This window comes from uncultured Dechloromonas sp. (assembly GCF_945957265.1).
Lineage (GTDB): Bacteria > Pseudomonadota > Gammaproteobacteria > Burkholderiales > Rhodocyclaceae > Azonexus.
The window spans coordinates 17,331-38,273 of the sequence record NZ_CAMFKO010000018.1 but is presented as its reverse complement, the minus strand read 5'-3'; the positions used below and the strand labels follow the sequence as shown (position 1 = coordinate 38,273).

Below are 20,943 nucleotides of genomic sequence, written 5' to 3'. Positions count from 1 at the left end.
TTCGTCTGTCGTGCTTTCGTAGCCTTCTGTAACAGAATGTTGCGGAAGGAATTATTTTGCTTTCGGCCTTTTATTGTATTCCCTTGGGTTATGTCATTGATATTTCTGGCCGGGGTTCGCGATGCGGCGGCGGATTTTTAGTTCGCGCCTGCCCGGCATGCCGGCAGCGGGTGGCCCAAACATCGCCGTGCTACGATGGACGTCATGCATGAACTTGAAAAACTGGCGGAATGCCTTGGCAACAGGCTCCTCGAGCGGGGAGCGTCGGTGGCTGTCGCGGAGTCCTGCACCGGCGGCTGGGTTGCCCAGACGCTGACGGCGATTGCCGGCAGCTCGGCGTGGTTCGACCGCGGTTTCGTGACTTATTCGAATGCCGCCAAATGCGACATGCTCGGGGTGCCGGAGACGACCCTGGCGCGGCACGGCGCGGTGTCGGAAGCGACGGCGCGGGCGATGGCGCAAGGCGCGCTCGGGCATAGCGTGGCCGACTGGACGCTGGCCATTACCGGCATTGCCGGGCCAAGCGGCGGCTCTCCTGACAAGCCGGTGGGCACGGTCTGCTTTGCATGGGCGTCGCGTGACGGCGGTTGCGAGGCGCAGACGCGGCTGTTTTCCGGAGATCGCGCGGCGGTTCGCGAACAGTCGGTACGCCACGCCCTAGACGGCCTGCTGGCGCGCATCGAGGCCGCGACGGAAACGGCCTGACACCCCGGTCGGCGCGGCATGCCGGTTATTGCAGGGCTTCGCCGGCGATCGCCTTGAGCAGCGGCTCGACCAGTTCGGCGGCGGCGCCGACGGGGCGGCGATAGGAAACCCAGGTGCCCGGTTCGCCGGGCAGGGTATAGATCGAAATGGCAAAGGGGCAGAGCACGACGTTGTGCGGGTCGAGCTCCATCATCTGGCGCGACAGGCGGGCCGAGCAGAATTCGACGATCTGCGCCTGGTCGAATAGCCGGTGCGAGGCGCCGATGTCGACGCCGGTCCGCTCCAGCATGCTGCCGATGTGGGAGACGTAGTTGATGACCAGCCCGCGGCTTTCGATGGCCATGACGACCGCCTCGCGGGTGTCCTCGAAGCCGGCGGCGGTCTTTTGCTTCACCATCCATGCCTCCGCATGAACGGTGGCGGCGAAAAGGATCAGGCTGGCCAGGAGCAGAAAGCGGCGCATCAACAACCTCATCTCAGGAAAGTCTGATTTTTGATTGTAACGGATGGCGGCGCGCCCGGCGCGATCAGTCGGGCAGCGGCTCGAACAGGGCGGCGAGATCGTCGGTGCCGAACTTGATGTCGACCTGGTGATCCTCGGAGAGAATGCCGGCGGCGAGTTCGGCCTTGCGCTCCTGCAGGGCGAGGATCTTTTCCTCGATACTGCCGCTGACGATCAGCTTGTAGACGAACACCGGCTTGTCCTGGCCGAGGCGGTGGGCGCGGTCGGTGGCCTGGTTCTCGACGGCCGGATTCCACCACGGGTCGTAGTGGATCACGGTGTCGGCGGTCGTCAGGTTGAGGCCGACGCCACCCGCTTTCAGGCTGATCAGGAAGACCGGGACCTGGCCTTCCTGGAAGCGGCGGATCGGCGTTTCGCGGTCGTTGGTGTCGCCGGTCAGCGTGACGTAGGCGATGTTGGCCTTGTCGAGCTCGTGCTCGATCAGCGAGAGCATGCTGGTGAATTGCGAGAAAACCAGCACGCGGCGGCCTTCGTCGACCAGTTCCGGCAACATGGCCATGAGCAGGTCGAGCTTGGCCCGCTCGGTCACCTTGCGCGCGGCGCTGGCCTTGACCAGGCGCGGGTCGCAGCAGACCTGGCGGAGCTTGAGCAGGGCGTCGAGGATGACGATCTGGCTGCGCGCGAAGCCCATGCGGGCGATTTCGTCGCGGACCTTGGCGTCCATCGCGGCGCGTACCGTTTCGTAGAGGTCGCGCTGGGAGCCTTCGAGTTCGACGCTGCGCACGATGATGGTCTTGGGCGGCAGTTCCCGGGCCACGTCTTCCTTCTTGCGGCGCAGGATGAAGGGACGGATGCGGCGGGCGAGCAGGCCGCGGCGGGCGATGTCGCCCTGCTTCTCGATCGGCGTGCGCCAATGGCGGGTGAACTGCTTGCTGGTGCCGAGGAAGCCCGGGAGCAGGAAGTCGAACTGGCTCCACAGTTCGCCGAGGTGGTTTTCCAGCGGCGTGCCGGTCAGGCACAGGCGGTGTCGCGCATCCACCTTGCGCACCGCTTCGGCGCTCTGGCTCTGGGCATTCTTGACCGTCTGCGCCTCGTCGAGGATGAGCAGGTGGTAGCTGTGCTGCATCAGTTCGTCGGCGTCGCGCCAGAGCAGCGGGTAGGTGGTCAGCACCACGTCATGCGTCGAAATGTCGGCGAAGCGGCTCTTGCGCTCCGGGCCGTGCAGCGACAGCACCTTGAGGTCCGGGGCGAAGCGGGCGGCTTCGTTTTTCCAGTTGAAGATCAGCGAGGTGGGCAGGATGACCAGCGCCGGCTTGTCGAGGCGGCCGCCTTCCTTTTCCAGCAGCAGGTGGGCCAGCGTCTGGGCGGTCTTGCCGAGGCCCATGTCGTCGGCGAGGATGCCCGACAGCGCGTTGGCACGCAGGAATTGCAGCCAGGCCAGGCCTTCGCGCTGGTAGGGGCGCAGGTCGAGGCGGAAGCCGGCGGGCGGCGCGACATCGGAAATGCCCTGGGCGGCGAGCAGGCGCTCGGCCAGGGCCATGATGTCGCTCTGGCCGCGGAACTGCCAGCGGCTGAGGTCGGACAGTTCGGCCAGGCGCGGCGCGTCGAAGCGCGACAGGCGCAGCACGTCGCCGCCGGAAAAACCGTCGAACAGGTCGATCAGCGTCGCGGCCAGCGGCTTGATGCGGCCGGCCGGGACGCGCAGGCGCTTGCCGCGGGCGGTGTAGAGATCGATGCCTTCGTCGTCGGGAACGCGCTCCAGCTCGGCCACTTCCAGCCAGCGCGGATCGCTGCGGAAGAGGTTGGCGAGCAGCGGGGCGAGCGGCAGGCGTTCGCCTTCGACGATGATGCCCATGTCGAGGTTGAACCAGCCGTTGTCGGATTCGTAGAGTTCGGCATCCCAGCCGTCCACCTCGATGACGTGGTGGCGGAAGTCCTCGGGGAACTCGATCTGCCAGCCGGCCTCCTTCAGGCGCAGCGAGCCTTCCTGCATGAAGGGCACCCACAGCGCCTCGTCGGCCAGGCCGTAGACGCCTTCCGGCGGGCTGCCGAAGGTGTGCAGGGTGTGGCTCGGAATCTTCTGCAGGCCGCTGCCGGTGAGTGCTTCCAGCGCCCTGGCCTCAGCCTCGGGACGGCGCTGCAGGCGGACCGTCTCGCCTTCCGGCAGGGTGATGAACTCGCTTTTCTCTTCGGGGCGGATTTCGGCGTCGCCGTAGCGGAATACCACCTTGGCGACATCGAATTCGCCGCCGGCGAAATTCTGCGGGTATCCTCGCCAGGCGCGGTGGCCGTGCGTGTGCAGGGTTTCCAGCTGGAGGATGGGAATCAGCGGCGCGTCGACGAGGCGCAGGCGGGCGCCGGCGTCGCCGCCCGGGAGCGGCAGGTCGGGCGCCAGCTCGGACAGCGCCTCGGCGACCAGGGCGGCTTCTTCGGCGGACAGGGGCGGCAGGGAGAACAGGCGGCTGACCACGTCCGGATTGCCGGAAACCTCGAGCGGACCGACTTCGCCTTCCGCCAGGTCGACGTACCAGGGCGGGTCGACGGCGATGATCATCTCGGCCGACGGCTGCGGTTTCAGGTAGGGGCGCTGAAAACCCATGCCGTCGATGTTCCAGCCGATGGTGGCGGGACGGGGCGCGCCGGCGTTGAGCGGCAGGCCGAGGTCGTCCTCGGGGTAGAGGCGATGGCTGGCGGCCATGCGCTGCAGGATTTCGCCGCCCCGCTCCGGGCCGAGCCCAAAGGCGCGCAGGCCGGTTTCATGGCCGCGGTCGGCCCAGATCAGGCGCAGGATGCCGAGGTCTTCCTCGCTGACGAATTGCGGCGGCGTGAGCAGGGCGCGGTCGACCTTCCACCATTCCTCGGCGCTCTCGGGATACTTCCCCTTGCGGATCTCGATGCCGAACTGGCGTTTGTCGGCCGTCCATTTCAGGATGTAGAAGAGTTGCTGGCGCGCGCTGCTCGGCCGGGCCTTCTTCTTGGCGACGGCGATCGAGGTGCGGCGCAGGTCTTCGATCCACGACAGGGCGCTGCCGCTCGGCTGGGCGGCCGGGGTGCGCGCCTCGACGGCCTTGAGCAGCACGGCGGCAACGTGCTTGCAGTGGCGGCCGACCGGGCAGGTGCAGCGGCTGACGACGCCCATCTCGCCGCTCTGGTCCTGGCTCAGGTAAGCCTGAACCTTGTAGGGTTCAGGCGCCGAGCCGGGGACCAGTGCGCTGAGCATGTTGCCGTCGATGCTCAGGTCGCGGACCAGGTCGACGTAGGGCTTGGCCTTGTTGATGTCGCGCGTGGCGAACCATTCGGCGACATGTTCGTCAGTGAACGTGGATAAGGTGATGACAGCCATCGACGATCAGACGAACAGGGCGCCGACGAGCAGGGCGAGCAGCAGGGCGATGATGGCCAGCCAGCGGTTCTGCTGCCGCTGCGCGGCAATCAGTCGCTCGATCTGGGGTTGCAGGTCCGCCTTCGCCGGCTGGGCCAGGGCCTGGTGGACCAGGCGCGGCAGTTGCGGGATGCTGCGCGCCAGGTAGGGGGCTTCCTGCTTGAAGGTCTTGAGCAGGCCGCGCCAGCCGATCTGCTCGCTCATCCAGCGCTCGAGGAAGGGCTTGGCGGTCTTCCACAGGTCGAGTTCGGGGTCGAGCTGGCGGCCGAGGCCCTCGATGTTGAGCAGGGTCTTCTGCAGCATGACCAGCTGCGGCTGGATTTCGACATTGAAGCGGCGCGAGGTCTGGAACAGGCGGAGCAGTATCTTGCCGAAGGAAATGTCCTTGAGCGGGCGGTCGAAGATCGGTTCGCAGACGGCGCGGATGGCGGCCTCGAACTCGTCGACGCGGGTGTCCTTGGGCGCCCAGCCGGATTCGATGTGGGCCTCGGCGACGCGCTTGTAGTCGCGGCGGAAGAAGGCGAGGAAATTCTGCGCCAGGTAGTTCTTGTCGGAATCGGTCAGCGTGCCGACGATGCCGAAGTCGAGCGCGATGTAGCGGCCGTCCGGGGCGACGAAGATGTTGCCGGGGTGCATGTCGGCATGGAAGAAACCGTCGCGGAAGACCTGGGTGAAGAAGATTTCGACCCCGGCCGCGGACAGCTTCTTGAGATCGATGCCCTCGGCGCGCAGGCGGTCGATCTGCGAGATCGGCACGCCCTTCATGCGCTCCATGACCATCACCGTCGAGGTGCAGAAGTCCCAGTGCACTTCCGGGACGATGAGCAAGGCGGAGTCGGTGAAGTTGCGGCGCAGCTGCGAGGCGTTGGCCGCTTCGCGCATCAGGTCGAGTTCGTCGCGCAGGTATTTTGCGAATTCGGCGACCACCTCGCGTGGCTTCAGGCGCTTGCCGTCCGACCACAGCTTTTCGAGCAGCATCGCCAGGTTGTCCATCAGCGCCAGGTCGTGCTCGATGACCGACAGCATGTTCGGGCGCAGGATCTTCACGGCGACGTCGTGGCCGCCGTCCTCGTCGCGCAGGCGGGCGAAGTGCACCTGGGCGATCGAGGCCGAGGCGATCGGGGTCGGGTCGAATTCGGCGAAGACTTCGTGGGCGGGCCGACCGTAGGCCTTTTCAATTTCGGCCAGGGCGAGGGCGGAGTCGAAGGGCGGAACGCGATCCTGCAGGCGGGCCAGTTCGTCGGCGATGTCCGGCGGCATCAGGTCGCGCCGGGTGGACAGCACCTGGCCGAACTTGACGAAAATGGGGCCGAGGGCCTCGAGGGCCAGGCGCAGGCGCACGGCGCGCGGCGTCGACAGGTCGCGCCAGAACTGCAGCGCGTTTGCCAGGCGCACCAGGCGGCCGCTCGGCTCGTGTTCGAGCACCATCTCGTCGAGGCCGAAACGGCTGGCGACGGAGGCGATCTTGAACAGGCGGAAAAGGCGCATGGGGCGGTGAACGGCCGGCAAAGTCAAACGAGCATGCTAACACGCCTACGCGGGTTGCTGTCCGGCAAATTCGGACTTGGCGGCCCGCTATTTGCGGCACATCGTTGCTTATCCGGAGGGTGGATGCGATAAACTGCCGTTGCATTGTTTCAATAGTGTCATCGCCCGCAGCCCTCATCCCACGACCAGCATCGCGTCCATGAACGAGTTGAAAAATCCGACCGATATCGCTCGGGAAGCCCTCAAGCGTCTGGCGGCAAAACATCTGCAGCCGACCCCGGCCAATTTCCAGGTCTGCTACAACGAGATCGCCGGCTTGCCGGACATTCCGCCTTTTCCCGAAAGGCCCCTGCGTCAGCTGGCCTCGACCCTGGTCCCGCACGACCCGCCGCAGGCGGCGCATCTCGACGCCCTCGGGCAGGCGATTGCGAAGCGGAGCTGGCAGGGGGTGATCGACGCTGTGGCTGCCTTCGCCCAGGCTGGGGGGGCGCGTCCCTCGGTCATCCCGGCGGGCATGGTGCCGGAGCTGCTGGCGACCGATCTGGCGCTCAGCCTGGCTCGCGTCGTCGAGGGCTTTTCGCCGTTTTTCGGAAGCGACAGTCCGCGTTCGGTGGCTGCCGCCGACGAACTGGTGCGTCTGCTCAGGCAGCCGAAAATCGAGATACACACGGTGCGGAACGCGCTGGATGTGATGGCCTGCCATGTGCGTTCCGGCGTCGAGGAGCAGCAGGAGATCAGGGATTCGCTGCTCAAGCTGCTCCATCTCATCATTCACAACATCGGCGAACTGGGGATCGACGACCGCTGGCTGAAGGGGCAGATCGACGGACTGCTGGCCAGCATCGCGCCGCCGCTGACCCTGCGCCATCTCGACGAGATGGAGCGGCGCATGCGCGACGTCCTGGAAAAGCAGGGACGGGCCCGCATTCGCTCCGTGGCGGCGCAGCAGGAAATGCGCGAAATGCTCTCCGAGTTCATCAAGAGCCTCGCCCAGATGAACCGCTCGAGCAGCGAGTTCGAGGTGCGCATCGAGGAAACGGCGCGCCAGGTGGAAAAGGTGACCACGCCGGACGAGCTGAAGCCCTTGCTGGCAGGGGTGATCTCGGCGACGCACGCGATGGCCGAGGAATCGGCGCATTCCCGCGAGCAGCTCAAGAACCTGCAGCAGAAGGTCGAGGTGACCGAGGCCGAGCTCATCCAGCTGCATCACGAACTCGACAGCGCCAGCGCGCTGGCCCGCCACGACCCGCTGACCGACGCCTTGAACCGCAAGGGGCTGGACGAGGCGCTGCTGCGCGAGATGGCCAGCATGCGGCGCAAGGAAGCGCCGCTGTCGGTCAGCTTGCTCGACATCGACAATTTCAAGCGGCTCAACGACAGCCTGGGGCACGATGCCGGCGACGGCGCCCTGATCCACCTGGCCAACGTGACGCGCGGCAACATCCGGCCCAGCGATACCCTGGCCCGCTACGGCGGCGAGGAGTTCGTCATCCTGATGCCGGATACCGCGCTGGACGAGGGCATAGAGGTGATTACCCGCCTCCAGCGCGAGTTGACCAAGGCCATCTACATGTCGGGCAGCGAGCGGGTGTTGATCACCTTCAGCGCCGGCGTGGCGGAGGTCGGTCAGGAGGAGGCCGGCAGCGATGCGATCCGGCGGGCGGACCAGGCCATGTACCTGGCCAAGCGGGCGGGCAAAAACCGGGTGTTTGGCGGCTGACGGGCGATGGCGGCGGTCAGCGGCTTCGCCCCGGTGGCCTCGGCGGACGCCACCGTGCTCGTCCTCGGCAGCATGCCGGGCGAGGCTTCGCTGCGCGCCGGGCAATACTATGCCCATGAACGCAATGCCTTCTGGCGCATCATGGGCGATCTGCTGGGGGCCGGGCCCTCCCTGCCCTACCGGGAGCGCCTCGAGCGCATCTCCGCTGCCGGCATCGCCTTGTGGGACGTGATCGCCGATTGCGAGCGCGACGGCAGCCTGGATGCCGATATCGTCGGCGCTTCGGTGCGCGTCAACGATTTCGCCGGGTTTTTCGCGGCGCACCCGGCCATTCGACGGGTGTATTTCAACGGGGCGGCGGCGGAAGCCAACTTCCGCCGACACGTTCTGCCCCGGCTGGCCGGGCGGGATATCCGGCTCGCCCGCCTGCCGTCAACCAGCCCGGCCCATGCGGCGCAGGGCTATGCCGAGAAGCTCGCCGCGTGGTCGGCGATCGTCGCCGACTGAGCACAGTCCGGCGTCCGCCGGGGCCTGCCTGTCGCGCACCGCATCGTTGCGCCAATTGCCAAGCAGAGCACTAGCGACAGCGTATAATCGACCTTTTGCTTTTTAGCCGCGAATCAATGGCCCACGATGTCAAATCCCAGCTGACCACCCTGTTGCAACAGGCGCTGGCCAGCGTTGCCCCTACCGCAACCGATAGCACGATCCAGCTCGAACGTCCGCGCGATCCGACGCATGGCGACTGGTCGACCAACCTGGCCATGCAACTGGCCAAGGCGCTGAAGAAGAACCCGCGCGAAATCGCCAACCAGCTGCTCAACGAGCTGCCGCCGTCTATCCTGGTCGCCAAGGCCGAGGTGGCCGGTGCCGGCTTCATCAACTTCACGCTCGACGCCCGCGCCAAGATCAACGTGGTCCGCGCGGTGCTCACCGACGGCGCCGATTTCGGCCGCTCCATGGCGGGCGGGCGGCAAAAGGTGCAGGTCGAATTCGTCTCGGCCAACCCGACCGGTCCGCTGCACGTCGGCCACGGCCGCGGCGCGGCTTACGGCGCCTCGCTGTCCAGCCTGCTGTCCTTCGCCGGCTGGGACGTGACCCGCGAGTACTACGTCAATGACGCCGGCCGCCAGATGGACATCCTCGGCCTGTCGACCTGGTTGCGCTACCTCGACCAGCACGGCCAGGCGGTTCAGTTCCCGCCCAACGCCTACCAGGGCGACTACGTGCGCGAGATGGCGAAGCAGATGACCGTTGCCCACGGCGACAAGTTCGTGCGCGCCGCCGCCGATGTCGTGGCCGGCACGCCGGGCCTGCCGGAAGCCGCCCGGGCCGACGACGAAGCCAAGCAGCAGCGCGAACTGCATCTCGACGCCCTGATCGCCCGGGCCAAGGAATTGCTCGGCGGCGACTGGGACTACGTGCATCGCCATGCGCTGAACGAGCAGCTCGAGGACTGCCGCGACGACCTCAAGGAATTCGGCGTCGAATTCGAGGTCTGGTACTCCGAGAAGTCGCTCTACGACACCGGCCTGGTCGCCCGCTGCGTCGCCCTGCTCGAGGAGAAGGGCCACATCTACCTGCAGAACGGCGCCAAGTGGTTCAAGTCCACGGCCTTCGGCGATGAGAAGGATCGCGTCGTGCAGCGCGAGAACGGCCTGTACACGTATTTCGCCTCCGATATCGCCTACCACCTGAACAAGTTCGAGCGCGGCTTCGACAAGGTCATCAATATCTGGGGCGCCGACCACCACGGCTACATCCCGCGCGTCACCGGCGCGATCAAGGCGCTCGACCTCGACAGCGACAAGCTGCACGTCGCGCTGGTCCAGTTCGCGGTGCTCTACCGCAACGGCCAGAAGGCCTCGATGTCGACCCGCTCCGGCGAGTTCGTCACGCTGCGCGAGCTGCGCCGGGAAGTCGGCAACGACGCCTGCCGCTTTTTCTACGCCCTGCGCAAGTCGGACCAGCACCTCGATTTCGACCTCGACCTGGCGAAGAGCCAGACCAACGAGAACCCGGTCTATTACATCCAGTACGCCCATGCCCGCGTCTGCTCGGTGATCAACCAGTGGTCGGGCGATGCGGCCGACCTGGCCGAAGCCGACCTGGCGCTGCTCAGCAATCCGCGCGAACTGGCCATCGCCAACCAGCTCGCCCAGTTCCGCGAAGTGATCGAGACCGCGGCGCGCGACCTGGCGCCGCACATGATCGCCTTCTACCTCAAGGACCTGGCCGGCGAGTTCCACGGCTGGTACAACGCCGAGCGCATGCTGGTCGATGACGAGAAGCTGCGCGATGCCCGCGTTGCGCTGGCCGCCGCCGTGCGCCAGACCATCCGCAACGGCATGGCCATTCTCGGCGTCAGCTGTCCGGAATCGATGTAAGGAATCCTCATGAGTCGCGATATGAAGCCCCGCAAGAGCCAGCCGGCGAAAAAGAAGTCCGGTGGCGGCACGCTGGTCGGCATGTTCATCGGCCTGGTCCTCGGTGTCGGCATTGCCGCCGGGGTCGTCTGGTACCTGAACAAGTCGCCGCTGCCCTTCGTCGATCGCGTCCAGCCGCCGGCGCGCACCGAGCCCGCCGCCAAAAACGGCCAGCCGTCGCAGCCGCTCGCCTTGCCGGGCAAGCCGGGCGATCCGGTGCCCGAGAAGCGCTTCCAGTTCTACGACATACTGCCGGGCAAGGCCGATGCCGTCCCGGACAAGGCGCCGAAGCCGGATGCCAAGCCGGCCGAGGCGAAGAAGGACGAGAAGAAGGAAGAAAAGAAAGAGGACAGGAAGGAAGAGGTCAAGGAATCGAAGACGCCGCTCTTCCTGCAGGCCGGTTCGTTCAGCACCGCGCAGGACGCTGACAACCAAAAGGCCAAGCTTGCGTTTATGGGGATGGAGGCCGTCGTCCAGCAGGTCATGATTCAGGACAAGACCTTCTACCGCGTTCGTGTGGGCCCCTACACGAAGATCGATGAATTGAACAAAGTTCGTGCCGAGCTTGCCAAATCCGGCATCGAAGCCCAGCTTGCCAAATAGGAGTCGCGAATGAAGTTTTCCCGCCGTGGTTTTGTCGCTGCCGTCTTTGCCTTCGGGGCAGCGGTTTCCCTGCCGTCCTTCGCCCAGAACGCGCCGTACACCCCGGTCGTTCCGGTCCAGGCGACCGAGGATGCCGCCAAGATCGAGGTGCTCGAGTTCTTCAGCTACGGGTGCCCGCATTGCGCCGATTTCAATCCGCTGCTCACCTCGTGGGTCGCCAAGCAGCAGGGCGACGTCGTGATCAAGAAGGTGCCGATCACCTTCGGTCGCGCCGCCTGGGCCAACATCGCCAAGCTGTACTACACGCTGGAAATCACCGGCGACCTGCATCGCCTGGAAAGCGACGTCTTCAAGGCCATTCACGTCGAACGCCAGAACCTGTTCGAGGAAAAGGCATTGACCGAGTGGGCGGTCAAGAAGGGCGTCGATGCCAAGAAGTTTGCCGAAACCTTCAATTCCTTCGGCGTCATGAGCAAGGTCAAGCGCGGCGACCAGATGGCCCAGGCCTACAAGATCCAGGGCGTGCCGGCCCTGGCGGTCGACGGCAAATACCTGGTCGGCGGCAAGGACTTCAACGATACGCTGGCCATCACCGACAGCCTGATCGCCAAGGTGCGCGGCGAGAAGTCGGGCAAGGGAACGGCCAAGAAGTAATTGTCCTTGAAGGTCTTCATTACGGGCGCCTCGTCGGGTATCGGCGAGGCGCTTGCCGTTTACTACGCCGCGCAGGGGGTGACGCTGGGCCTCGTCGCCCGGCGGGCGGAGTTCCTGCAGGGGCTGAACGAGCGCCTCGGCGGCGGCCATGCCTGCTATCCGCTCGACGTGACCGATGCGCCGGCCCTGCACGATGCGGCCGGCGATTTCATGCGCCGTTTCGGCGCCCCGGACATCGTCATCGCCAATGCAGGCGTGTCGGCCGGGACGCTGACCGAATACGAGGCAGACCTCGCCATTTTCCGGCGGGTGATGGATACCAACGTTTTCGGCATGGCGGCGACGTTTGCGCCCTTCGTCCCCGCCATGAAGGCGGCGGGCGGCCAGCGGCGCCTGGTCGGCATCGCCTCGGTGGCCGGCATTCGCGGTCTGCCGGGGGCGGAAGCCTATTCGGCCTCCAAGGCCGCGGCCATCGCCTACCTGGAAAGCCTGCGCCTCGAGATGCGGCCATACGGGATCAAGGTGGTGACCATCGCCCCGGGCTACATCGAGACACCGATGACGGCGGTCAATCCGTACCGGATGCCCTTCCTGCTTCCGGTCGACCGGGCTGCGTCCCGCTTTGCCGCGGCAATCGGGCGGGGCGTCAGCTATACCGTGATCCCCTGGCCGATGGGGATCGTCGCCAAGGGACTGCGCCTGCTGCCCAACTGGCTGTACGACCGGCTCTTCGCCAATGCCCCGCGCAAGCCGCGCGGGCTGCTGGAATAGCCTCCCCGGTTGCTCCGGGGGTAGAATCCGCCTATAACTAAAGCCAGAAGAGCGGTACGGTGAGGGGCGTGGCATCGCCGATCCGGCTTCGGCGGAGACAGCATGAATGTGACTAACAGTACCGCCGCTGCGGTCCTGCCCGAGGACCCGGAGCGCCTGGACCGGATTCTGGCGAGTACCCCGGTTCCTGTTTTCGTGATCGATCGCGATCACCGGGTAAGCCATTGGAACCGCGCCTGCGAGGTGGTCATGGGTTATCCGGCGGCGCAGATGGTCGGCACCCGGAACCAGTGGAAGCCCTTCTATCCGAGCGCCCGGCCGGTGATGGCCGATCTGGTCGTCTCGGGCGACCTCGAAGCCGGCATCGAAACCTACTACGCCAACAAGTTCCGGCGCTCGGAGTTGTTGCCCGGTTCCTTCGAGGCCGAGGATTTCTTTCCGCAGATGGGGGCGCAGGGCACCTGGCTCCATTTCACGGCGGCACCCTTGTTCAACCGGGAAGGGGAACTGATCGGCGCCATCGAAACCCTGCAGGACATTTCCGGGCAGCGGCGCGCCGACGAGGCGCTGCGCCGCGAGCACCAGATCATGAACACCATGATCGAGCATTTTCCGAGCGGCATCACGGTGATGGATGCGAGCCTGGAGGTGATCAAGTTCAACCGGCGCTTCAAGACCATGCTGGGCTTCCCGGATTCGCTGGTGGTGCCGCCGAATCCATTGCAGAAATTCATCCGTTTCAACGCCGAGCGCGGCGAATACGGTTCGGTGGATGTCGAGGCGACCGTCCGCGACGCCATGGCCAGGGCGCGCCGGGGCGAGGCGCATTGCTTCGAACGCACCCGGCCCGACGGCAGCGTGCTGGAGGTCAAGGGCTCGCCGCTGCCCGACGGCGGCTTCGTGACCTCCTATACCGATATCACCGAGCGCAAACGGGCCGAAGCCGAAATCCTGCGCCTGCTCGCCGAGCAGCAGCTGATCTTCGACAATGCGCACGTCGGCATCGCCTGGGTCCGGCAGCGCACGATCATTCGCTGCAACCAGCGGCTGGCCGAGATCTTCCTGTTCAAGGACCCGGCCGATCTGGTCGGCCAGCCGACCCGGATTTTCTACCAGTCCGATGCCCAGTGGGACGACATCGGAACCCGCATGTATGCCGAACTGGAGCAGCAGGGATCGTCCCAGTCGGAATACAGCATGCAGCGTCTCGACGGTTCGAGTATCCGCGTCATGCTGACCGGCCGGCCGCTCGCTCAGCACAGCGTCGATCAAGGCTCCATCTGGGTCTATACCGATGTCACCACGCGCTATCGCCAGGAGGCGGAGCTGCGCCTGGCCGAGCGCGTCTTCGCCCATACCTCGGAAGCCCTGATGGTGACCGGCAGCGATGGCGTCATCGTCAATGTCAACCAGGCCTTTACCGACATCACCGGCTACCTGCGGGACGAGGTGGTGGGGCAGACGCCGCGCATCCTGAAGTCCGGTCGCCACGATGCCGCCTTCTATGCGGAGATGTGGCGCAAGGTCATCGAACAGGGGCGCTGGGAAGGCGAGGTCTGGGATCGTCGCAAGGACGGCTCGGTCTATCCGAAATGGCTGTCGATCACCACCGTGCGCGATGCCGACGGCGGGATCGTCAATTACATCGGTTCCTTCGACGACATCACCGAGCGCAAGGCGGCGCAGGAGAAAATCCAGTATCTGGCCCACCACGATCCGCTGACCAGCCTGCCCAACCGGCTGCTGCTGCGCGACCGTTTCAGCCACGTCATGGAACAGAGCCGGCGCAACCGGCGCAGCGCCGCGCTGATGTTCCTCGATCTCGATCATTTCAAGCGCATCAACGATTCGCTGGGCCATCGCGTCGGCGACCGCCTGCTGATTGCCGTGGTGCGCCGCCTGCGGGCCTGCCTGCGCGAATCGGATACGCTCAGCCGCCAGGGCGGCGACGAATTCATCCTGTTGCTGGACGATATCGGCGGACGCGACGTGGCGGCGCATATCGCCGACAAGATCATCGCCGCGCTGGTCGAGCCGTTCCAGGTCGGCGCACACCAGCTGACGACCTCCGTCTCGATCGGGATCGTCGTCACGCCGGAGGATGGCACCGATTTCGACGGGCTGATGCAGAAGGCCGATACCGCCATGTATGCCTCGAAGGAAAGGGCGCGCGGCACCTGGAGTTTTTTCCATCCGAGCATGGACGAGCAGGCGCGGCGCCGTCTCGATCTCGCCAACAGCCTGCGCCAGGCCTTGCCGCGCAACGAATTCCATCTCGTGTACCAGCCCCAGGTCTATGCCGACAGCGGCCGGGTATTCGGTGCCGAGGCGCTCCTGCGCTGGCAGCCGTCGGGCGCGCCGTCGATTTCGCCGGCCGAGTTCATCCCGGTGGCCGAGGAAATCGGCCTCATCCTGCCGCTCGGCGACTGGGTCATGCAGCAAGCCTGCGAGCAGGCGCGCCGCTGGCAGGATGCCGGCCTCGACTGCCGGGTGGCGGTCAACGTCTCCGGCGTGCAGATTTACCGTTCGGACGTGGTCGCTGCCTTGCAGCATGCCGCCCGCCAGGCCGGCATCGCGCCGGGCCTGATCCAGGTCGAGCTGACCGAGTCCACGCTGATCGACGACAGCATCCTGATCCAGGACGTGATCGGCGGCCTGAAGGCGATCGGCGCCAGCGTGGCCATCGACGACTTCGGGACGGGCTATTCGAGCCTGGCCTACCTGAAGCGTTTCCGGGTCGACAAGCTGAAGATCGACCGCAGCTTCATCGCCGATGCGGCCAGCAACGAGGAAGGCGCGGCCCTGTCGCGGGCGGTGATCAGCATTGCCAGTTCGCTCAACATGCGGGCCATCGCCGAAGGCGTCGAAACGGCGGATCAGCTGTCTTTCCTGCTGGGAGCGGGCTGCAACGAGATCCAGGGCTACTATTTCAGCAAGCCCTTGTTGCCGGCCGACTTTGCCGAGTACGCCCTGCGCCATCGATGAGGGTCGGCAGGCGTCGGCTTCGGCTAAAATAGCGCGATGCTTACCCTCAAGATCAATGGCGAAAATCGCCAGTTCCCTGACGCCTTGACCGTCGCCGGCCTGATCGAACAGCTCGGCTACACGGGCAAGCGCATCGCCGTCGAGAAAAACGGCGAGATCGTCCCCAAAAGCCAGCATGCCAGCACGCCGCTGGCCGCGGGCGACCAGCTTGAAATCGTCGTCGCCGTGGGCGGCGGCTGAAGGCAGCGGTTAGTCGCTGGTTGTTAGTCGTTAGCACAAGACAACCCGCGCCTGATCGCTAACGACTAACGACTAATCACTAGCGACTAAAGCCATGCACCAACTGACCCTCGCCGGCAAGGCCTACCGTTCCCGTTTGCTGGTCGGCACCGGCAAGTACAAGGACTTCGCCGAAACGCGCGCCGCCCTCGACGCCTCGGGCGCCGAGATCGTCACCGTCGCCGTGCGCCGCGTGAATATCGGCCAGGACGCCAGCCAGCCCAACCTGCTCGACGCCGTGCCGCCGTCGCGCTTCACCATCCTGCCCAACACCGCCGGCTGCTACACCGCCGACGACGCGGTGCGCACCCTGCGCCTGGCGCGCGAGCTGCTCGACGGCCATCCGCTGTGCAAGCTGGAAGTGCTCGGCGACCCGAGCAACCTCTTCCCGAACATGCCGGAAACCCTGAAGGCGGCAGCGACGCTGGTCAAGGAAGGCTTCCAGGTCATGGTCTACTGCGCCGACGACCCCATCCAGTGCAAGATGCTCGAAGAGATCGGCTGTGTCGCGGTCATGCCGCTGGCCTCGCTGATCGGCTCCGGCATGGGCATCGTGAATCCGTGGAACCTGCGCCTGATCATCGACAACGCCAAGGTGCCGATCATCGTCGACGCCGGCGTCGGCACCGCGTCGGACGCCACCATCGCCATGGAACTGGGCTGCGACGGCGTGCTGATGAACACCGCCATCGCCCACGCCAAGGACCCGGTGCTCATGGCCAGCGCCATGAAGAAAGGCATCGAGGCCGGGCGCGAAGCCTTCCTGGCCGGGCGCATGGCCCGCAAATACTACTCGGCCGATCCGTCGTCGCCGACTACCGGACTGATCGGCTCATGAGCAAGGACATCCTGATCGAATCCGGCGCCGCCCACGACGACGGCGTCTACACCGAAGGCCGCGAAGGTTACGACGGCCACGGCCACATCAAGAGCTTCGTGCGTCGCGCCGGCCGCATGTCGGACGCGCAGCACCGCTATTTCGACGAGATGATGCCGAAGATCGGTATCGCCTACCAATCGGCGAACATCGACCTGAATGCCGTGTTCGGCCGCGACAACCCGAAGATCCTGGAAATCGGCTGCGGCATGGGCGAAACCACGGCGAGGATCGCCGCGGCCAACCCGGAGAACGACTACTTCGGCCTGGAGGTGCATGTCCCCGGCGTCGGCGCCCTGTGCAAGCTGATTGCCGAGAAGAACCTCGCCAACCTGCGCATCGGCAACCACGATGCCGTGGAAGTGGTGCGCGACATGCTGCCGGAAGGTTCGCTGTCCGGCATTCACGTCTTCTTCCCCGATCCGTGGCACAAGACGCGGCACAAGAAGCGCCGCCTGATCCAGCCGCCTTTCGTCGAGCTGCTGGCCTCGCGCCTCAAGCCGGGCGGCTACTTTCACTGCGCCACCGACTGGGAAAACTACGCCCTGCAGATGCTCGACGTGCTGGGCCGCGAAGCCAGCCTGCAGAACAGCGTCGCCAATCCTGCCGCGACGGCCCTCGCCGCCGCGCTGGAAGCCGACAGCGCAGCCGGCCTGGCCGGCTTTGCGCCGCGCCCCGAATACCGGCCGCTGACCAAGTTCGAAAACCGGGGTCTGCGCCTCGGCCACGGCGTCTGGGACGTCATTTTTACGAAGCGCTGAACGGCGCCACCAAGGAAACTCAAGCAACATGTGGTTCAAGAACCTGCAGATCTATCGCCTGCCCGCGCCCTGGAACATCGACCTCGCCAAGCTCGACGAGCAACTCGGCCGCGGCACCTTCGCCCGCTGCGCCAGTCACGAGCCGATGTCGCGCGGCTGGGTGCCGCCGCGCAAGGATGGCGGCCTGATTTATTCGAACAATCGCCAGTGGCTGATCGCCCTGGCCATCGAGCAACGCCTGCTGCCGTCGTCGGTGGTCAACGACGAGGTGCGCGAGCGCGCCGAGAAGTTCACCGAGGAACAGGGCTACGCCCCGGGGCGCAAGGCGCTGCGTGAGCTGAAGGAGCGCGTGACCGAGGAGTTGATGCCGCGCGCCTTCACCAGGCGGCGCTCGACCTTTGTCTGGATCGATCCGCTCAACGGCTGGTTCGTCGTTGACGCCGGCAGCCCCGGCAAGGCCGAGGAGGTGATCGAGCACCTGCGCCATTGCCTCGACGAATTCCCGCTGACCCCGGTGCATACCCAGGTCTCGCCGCAGTCGGCGATGGCCGACTGGTTGGCCGGCGGCGATGCGCCGCACGCTTTCACCATCGACCGCGATTGCGAACTGAAGGCGGTCGGCGAGGAAAAGTCGGCGGTCCGCTATGTGCGCCATCCGCTGGGCGACGAGGTGAGCGGGGAAATCAAGGCCCACCTGGCGGCCGGCAAGCTGCCGACCAAGCTGGCGCTGACCTGGGACGAGCGCATTTCCTTCGTGCTGGGCGAAAAAATGGAGGTCAAGCGTCTCGCCTTCCTCGATCTGCTCAAGGAAGAAGCCGACAAGAGTGCCGAGCATGCCGACGAGCAGTTCGATGCCGATTTCGCGCTGATGACCGGCGAGCTGACCCGCTTCCTGCCGCAACTGATCATGGCTCTCGGCGGCGAGAAGGTCGAGGCGGCCGAGGCGCCCGCCAGCCCGGCGCCAACGGGCGGCGCGGCGGTGCCGCCCTGGGAGGCATGAAGCAGCCGGACGCCTGTCCGTGCGGCAGCGGCCGGCGCTACGCCGCCTGCTGCCGTCCCCTGCATGCCGGTGAAAAGCCCGCCGCCAGCGCCGAGGCGCTGATGCGCTCGCGCTACAGCGCCTATGTGCTGAAGCTGGGCGACTACCTGCTGGCCACCTGGCATGCCACGACCCGGCCGAGCGAGCTCGATCTCGAGGCCGATTCGAGCAAGTGGCTCGGCCTCGACGTGCGGCGCCACCAGGTGCTCGACGACAGCCATGCCACGGTCGAATTCGTCGCCCGCTATCGCATTGCCGGCTGTGGGCACCGGCTCCATGAGCTGAGCCGCTTTGTCCGCGAAGATGGCCGCTGGCTCTACGTCGACGGCGACATGAAGGGCTGATCCCCGGGCGCCGCGGAGCTCGCAAATCTTCACATAGGCGCGCTGTCGATGGAGTAGGATGAACATCCCAACTTTATCGGAGCAGTCATCATGGGTCTTCTCGATTCCGTCGTCGGCGCCCTGGCCGGCGGACAGTCCGGCGGCGACAATCCGCTGTTCGGCATCGTCATGCAGCTGCTCAACAACCAGCCGGGCGGGCTGGGCGGGCTCGTCCAGTCCTTCCAGCAAGGCGGACTCGCCGACATCGTCAATTCCTGGGTATCGACCGGCCAGAACCTGCCGATTTCCGCCGAGCAACTGCGTTCCGTCCTCGGCTCCGGCCAGCTGCAGCAGATTGCCGCCCAGCTCGGCGTGTCGCCCGAGCAGGCTTCCGGCAGCCTGGCCGACCTGTTGCCCAGGGTGGTCGATCAGCTGACCCCGAACGGCCAGCTGCCGCAGGGCGGCGACATGCTCTCGCAAGGGCTGGACATGCTCAGGAAAGGCGGGTTGTTCGGCTGATGCCGGCCCCGGCTTTTCCCGTTTGATCGAGGAGTGCAACCATGAAGAACAGTGTGAACGGGCTTGTGGCCCTGGCCGTCTTGTCCGGCAGCCTGGGCGCTTGCGCCAACCTGGATGAAACCCAGCGCACGACCGCCACCGGAGCGACCATCGGGGCCGTCGCGGGAGCCCTGCTCGGCGGCGTGACGGCCGGCGGCAACAAGACCAAGGGCGCGGCGACCGGCGCCGCCATCGGTGCCGCGCTGGGCGCCGGCGGCGGCTACCTGTGGTCGCGCCACATGCAGGAGCAGAAGGCGGCGATGGAGCAGGCGACGCAGGGCACCGGCATCGGGGTCAGCCAGACGGCCGACAACCAGCTCAAGCTCGACATCCCGAGCGACCTCTCCTTCGATTCGGGGCAGTACCACATCAAGCCGGGCCTGCATGCCGTGCTCGACCGCTTCGCGACGACGCTGAACCAGAACCCGGTGACCGCCGTACGCATCATCGGGCATACCGACAACGTCGGCAGCGATGCGACCAACAATCCGCTGTCGGTCAACCGGGCGGCGGCGACGCGGGATTACCTGGTGTCGCGCGGCGTGGCGAGCAAGCGGATCGGCATCGACGGCCGCGGCGAGCAGGAGCCGATCGCCGACAATACGACGGCGGCCGGCCGGGCAAAGAACCGGCGCGTCGAAATCTTCGTCGCCGAAGCGACGCACTGATCCTTACAGAAAGCGTTCGAGCAGGACGTTCAGGAAGCGCCGGCCCTTCAGGGTCGGCGCGATTCTTTCCGGACCGACTTCAAGCAGCCCCTCGGCCTCGGCGGCCTTCAGCTGCGGCAGGATGCTGTTCAGCGAGCGGGCCGTGCGCGCCTCGAACAGCGAGGGGTGAAAGCCGTCGGCCAGGCGCAGGGCGTTCATCATGAACTCGAAAGGCAGGCTGGCCGCCTCGACCTCGTGCTGTTCCTGAACCGCGTTGCCGCTGCGGATGTTGTCCAGGTAGGCCTTGGGGTGCTTCCAGCGCATCTGGCGCAGCACCCGGTCATGCAGGGTGAGCTTGGCGTGGGCGCCGGCGCCGATGCCCAGGTAGTCGCCGAAATACCAGTAATTCAGGTTGTGCTTGCATTGCCGGTTGGGCAGGGCGAAGGCCGAGGTCTCGTAGTTGGCGAAGCCGGCAGCGCCCAGCCTTGCCTCGATGGCTTCCTGCATGTCGGCGCACAGGTCGCCTTCCGGCAGCTCCGGCGGAAAGGCGGCGAAGCGCGTATTCGGTTCGAGCGTCAGCTGGTAGCAGGAGAGGTGCGTCGGCGCAAAGCTGAGCGCCGTTTCGGCATCGCTGAGGGCCTGTTGGTGGGTCTGGCCGGGCAGGCCGTACATCAGGTCGAGGTTGAAGGTATCGAAATGCTCGCCGGCCAGGCGGGCGGCGCGCCTGGCCTCGTCGGCGCCGTGGATGCGGCCGAGCACCTTCAGGTGATCGTCGTTGAAGCTCTGGATGCCGAGCGACAGGCGATTGACCCCGGCTTTCCTGAAGCCGGCGAACTTTTCGGCCTCCACCGTCCCGGGGTTGGCCTCCAGGGTGATCTCGGCGTCGGGCGCCAGCATGGCCAGCGCGCGGAAGGCGGCGAGCAGTTCGTCGATGGCCGCCGGCGACAGCAGGCTGGGCGTGCCGCCGCCGAAGAAGACGCTGACCACCGGCCGGCCCCAGATCAGCGGCAGGGCGGATTGCAGGTCGGCGATCAGGGCGTCGACGTATTCGCGCTCGGGAATCGTCTCGCCGGCCTCGTGCGAGTTGAAGTCGCAGTAGGGACATTTCTGCACGCACCACGGCACATGGACGTAGAGCGCCAGCGGCGGCGAGACGCGGAATTCGAGGGGCGCGGAGGGCGACGCGGCCTGTTGCGGAAAGATGGGAATGATGCGGGAGACGGACATAGGGACTCAGTTGGCGGCGATCGGGCTGGCGACGG

19 protein-coding genes are annotated in these 20,943 nt (G+C 66.1%); 15 read left to right on the top strand and 4 right to left on the bottom strand.

Annotated elements, in window-relative coordinates:
* Positions 1 to 195 precede the first annotated feature (195 nt).
* Positions 196 to 705 (top strand): nicotinamide-nucleotide amidase, encoded by a 510-nt coding sequence (gene pncC / locus Q0P59_RS11170; RefSeq protein ID WP_295006542.1) that lies wholly within the window; start codon positions 196 to 198, stop codon positions 703 to 705.
* Between the two features lie 25 nt (positions 706 to 730).
* Here the strand turns inward: pncC and Q0P59_RS11165 are convergent, their stop codons facing one another.
* The 3 genes from Q0P59_RS11165 to ubiB form a co-directional block, all read right to left on the bottom strand.
* Positions 731 to 1,168, bottom strand: a complete 438-nt coding sequence (locus Q0P59_RS11165; RefSeq protein ID WP_295006541.1) for a DUF302 domain-containing protein — start codon at positions 1,166 to 1,168, stop codon at positions 731 to 733.
* Positions 1,169 to 1,232: 64 nt separating this feature from the next.
* A complete protein-coding gene (locus Q0P59_RS11160) occupies positions 1,233 to 4,511 on the bottom strand; it encodes a DEAD/DEAH box helicase (RefSeq protein ID WP_295006540.1) in 3,279 nt (1,092 codons plus the stop codon).
* A 6-nt stretch (positions 4,512 to 4,517) separates the two neighbouring features.
* Positions 4,518 to 6,038 (bottom strand): ubiquinone biosynthesis regulatory protein kinase UbiB, encoded by a 1,521-nt coding sequence (ubiB, locus tag Q0P59_RS11155; RefSeq protein ID WP_295006539.1) that lies wholly within the window; start codon positions 6,036 to 6,038, stop codon positions 4,518 to 4,520.
* Positions 6,039 to 6,237: 199 nt separating this feature from the next.
* Here ubiB and Q0P59_RS11150 point away from each other — a divergent pair, with 199 nt between their 5' ends.
* The 14 genes from Q0P59_RS11150 to Q0P59_RS11085 all read left to right on the top strand — a co-directional run bounded on the left by Q0P59_RS11150 (position 6,238) and on the right by Q0P59_RS11085 (position 19,702).
* Positions 6,238 to 7,758: a GGDEF domain-containing protein gene (locus tag Q0P59_RS11150; RefSeq protein WP_295006538.1), complete on the top strand. Its 1,521-nt coding sequence runs from the start codon at positions 6,238 to 6,240 to the stop codon at positions 7,756 to 7,758.
* A 6-nt stretch (positions 7,759 to 7,764) separates the two neighbouring features.
* Positions 7,765 to 8,265, top strand: coding sequence for a DNA-deoxyinosine glycosylase (locus Q0P59_RS11145; protein WP_295006537.1), 501 nt, complete (start codon positions 7,765 to 7,767; stop codon positions 8,263 to 8,265).
* Positions 8,266 to 8,381: 116 nt separating this feature from the next.
* The gene (gene argS / locus Q0P59_RS11140; RefSeq protein WP_295006536.1) at positions 8,382 to 10,145 is read left to right on the top strand and encodes an arginine--tRNA ligase; all 1,764 of its coding nucleotides are present in this window, start codon (positions 8,382 to 8,384) and stop codon (positions 10,143 to 10,145) included.
* A 9-nt stretch (positions 10,146 to 10,154) separates the two neighbouring features.
* On the top strand, positions 10,155 to 10,787 hold the full coding sequence (locus Q0P59_RS11135; protein ID WP_295006535.1) for an SPOR domain-containing protein: 633 nt from the start codon (positions 10,155 to 10,157) through the stop codon (positions 10,785 to 10,787).
* A gap of 9 nt (positions 10,788 to 10,796) precedes the next feature.
* Positions 10,797 to 11,441, top strand: coding sequence for a thiol:disulfide interchange protein DsbA/DsbL (locus Q0P59_RS11130; RefSeq protein ID WP_295006534.1), 645 nt, complete (start codon positions 10,797 to 10,799; stop codon positions 11,439 to 11,441).
* Between the two features lie 6 nt (positions 11,442 to 11,447).
* Positions 11,448 to 12,212: an SDR family oxidoreductase gene (locus Q0P59_RS11125; protein ID WP_366090656.1), complete on the top strand. Its 765-nt coding sequence runs from the start codon at positions 11,448 to 11,450 to the stop codon at positions 12,210 to 12,212.
* Positions 12,213 to 12,314: 102 nt separating this feature from the next.
* The gene (locus Q0P59_RS11120; protein ID WP_295006532.1) at positions 12,315 to 15,197 is read left to right on the top strand and encodes an EAL domain-containing protein; all 2,883 of its coding nucleotides are present in this window, start codon (positions 12,315 to 12,317) and stop codon (positions 15,195 to 15,197) included.
* A gap of 36 nt (positions 15,198 to 15,233) precedes the next feature.
* Positions 15,234 to 15,437 (top strand): sulfur carrier protein ThiS, encoded by a 204-nt coding sequence (gene thiS, locus Q0P59_RS11115; protein WP_295006531.1) that lies wholly within the window; start codon positions 15,234 to 15,236, stop codon positions 15,435 to 15,437.
* 94 nt (positions 15,438 to 15,531) lie between these two features.
* On the top strand, positions 15,532 to 16,314 hold the full coding sequence (locus Q0P59_RS11110) for a thiazole synthase (protein WP_295006530.1): 783 nt from the start codon (positions 15,532 to 15,534) through the stop codon (positions 16,312 to 16,314).
* Complete coding sequence (gene trmB, locus Q0P59_RS11105; protein ID WP_295006529.1) at positions 16,311 to 17,114, top strand: tRNA (guanosine(46)-N7)-methyltransferase TrmB; 804 nt, start codon at positions 16,311 to 16,313, stop codon at positions 17,112 to 17,114. The genes Q0P59_RS11110 and trmB overlap by 4 nt, the downstream gene beginning before the upstream one ends.
* A gap of 28 nt (positions 17,115 to 17,142) precedes the next feature.
* Positions 17,143 to 18,114 (top strand): recombination-associated protein RdgC, encoded by a 972-nt coding sequence (locus Q0P59_RS11100; protein WP_295006528.1) that lies wholly within the window; start codon positions 17,143 to 17,145, stop codon positions 18,112 to 18,114.
* Positions 18,111 to 18,497, top strand: coding sequence for a YchJ family metal-binding protein (locus Q0P59_RS11095; RefSeq protein ID WP_295006527.1), 387 nt, complete (start codon positions 18,111 to 18,113; stop codon positions 18,495 to 18,497). Before Q0P59_RS11100 ends, Q0P59_RS11095 begins: the two co-directional genes overlap by 4 nt.
* Positions 18,498 to 18,587: 90 nt before the next feature.
* Positions 18,588 to 18,995 (top strand): YidB family protein, encoded by a 408-nt coding sequence (locus Q0P59_RS11090; protein WP_366090652.1) that lies wholly within the window; start codon positions 18,588 to 18,590, stop codon positions 18,993 to 18,995.
* A gap of 41 nt (positions 18,996 to 19,036) precedes the next feature.
* Entirely contained in the window at positions 19,037 to 19,702 is a 666-nt protein-coding gene (locus Q0P59_RS11085; RefSeq protein WP_295006526.1) for an OmpA family protein, read from the top strand.
* A 3-nt stretch (positions 19,703 to 19,705) separates the two neighbouring features.
* On the opposite strand, the gene hemW is transcribed toward Q0P59_RS11085, so the two are convergent.
* Positions 19,706 to 20,908: a radical SAM family heme chaperone HemW gene (gene hemW, locus Q0P59_RS11080; RefSeq protein WP_295006525.1), complete on the bottom strand. Its 1,203-nt coding sequence runs from the start codon at positions 20,906 to 20,908 to the stop codon at positions 19,706 to 19,708.
* Positions 20,909 to 20,943: the final 35 nt, after the last annotated feature.

What these genes read in the sequence shown, in the direction of transcription:
- pncC (WP_295006542.1), top strand. Translation starts at nt 196, where the DNA reads ATGGACGTCATGCATGAACTTGAAAAACTGGCGGAATGCCTTGGCAAC.
- Q0P59_RS11165 (WP_295006541.1), bottom strand. Translation starts at nt 1,168, where the DNA reads ATGCGCCGCTTTCTGCTCCTGGCCAGCCTGATCCTTTTCGCCGCCACC.
- Q0P59_RS11160 (WP_295006540.1), bottom strand. Translation starts at nt 4,511, where the DNA reads ATGGCTGTCATCACCTTATCCACGTTCACTGACGAACATGTCGCCGAA.
- ubiB (WP_295006539.1), bottom strand. Translation starts at nt 6,038, where the DNA reads ATGCGCCTTTTCCGCCTGTTCAAGATCGCCTCCGTCGCCAGCCGTTTC.
- Q0P59_RS11150 (WP_295006538.1), top strand. Translation starts at nt 6,238, where the DNA reads ATGAACGAGTTGAAAAATCCGACCGATATCGCTCGGGAAGCCCTCAAG.
- Q0P59_RS11145 (WP_295006537.1), top strand. Translation starts at nt 7,765, where the DNA reads ATGGCGGCGGTCAGCGGCTTCGCCCCGGTGGCCTCGGCGGACGCCACC.
- argS (WP_295006536.1), top strand. Translation starts at nt 8,382, where the DNA reads ATGGCCCACGATGTCAAATCCCAGCTGACCACCCTGTTGCAACAGGCG.
- Q0P59_RS11135 (WP_295006535.1), top strand. Translation starts at nt 10,155, where the DNA reads ATGAGTCGCGATATGAAGCCCCGCAAGAGCCAGCCGGCGAAAAAGAAG.
- Q0P59_RS11130 (WP_295006534.1), top strand. Translation starts at nt 10,797, where the DNA reads ATGAAGTTTTCCCGCCGTGGTTTTGTCGCTGCCGTCTTTGCCTTCGGG.
- Q0P59_RS11120 (WP_295006532.1), top strand. Translation starts at nt 12,315, where the DNA reads ATGAATGTGACTAACAGTACCGCCGCTGCGGTCCTGCCCGAGGACCCG.
- thiS (WP_295006531.1), top strand. Translation starts at nt 15,234, where the DNA reads ATGCTTACCCTCAAGATCAATGGCGAAAATCGCCAGTTCCCTGACGCC.
- Q0P59_RS11110 (WP_295006530.1), top strand. Translation starts at nt 15,532, where the DNA reads ATGCACCAACTGACCCTCGCCGGCAAGGCCTACCGTTCCCGTTTGCTG.
- trmB (WP_295006529.1), top strand. Translation starts at nt 16,311, where the DNA reads ATGAGCAAGGACATCCTGATCGAATCCGGCGCCGCCCACGACGACGGC.
- Q0P59_RS11100 (WP_295006528.1), top strand. Translation starts at nt 17,143, where the DNA reads ATGTGGTTCAAGAACCTGCAGATCTATCGCCTGCCCGCGCCCTGGAAC.
- Q0P59_RS11095 (WP_295006527.1), top strand. Translation starts at nt 18,111, where the DNA reads ATGAAGCAGCCGGACGCCTGTCCGTGCGGCAGCGGCCGGCGCTACGCC.
- Q0P59_RS11090 (WP_366090652.1), top strand. Translation starts at nt 18,588, where the DNA reads ATGGGTCTTCTCGATTCCGTCGTCGGCGCCCTGGCCGGCGGACAGTCC.
- Q0P59_RS11085 (WP_295006526.1), top strand. Translation starts at nt 19,037, where the DNA reads ATGAAGAACAGTGTGAACGGGCTTGTGGCCCTGGCCGTCTTGTCCGGC.
- hemW (WP_295006525.1), bottom strand. Translation starts at nt 20,908, where the DNA reads ATGTCCGTCTCCCGCATCATTCCCATCTTTCCGCAACAGGCCGCGTCG.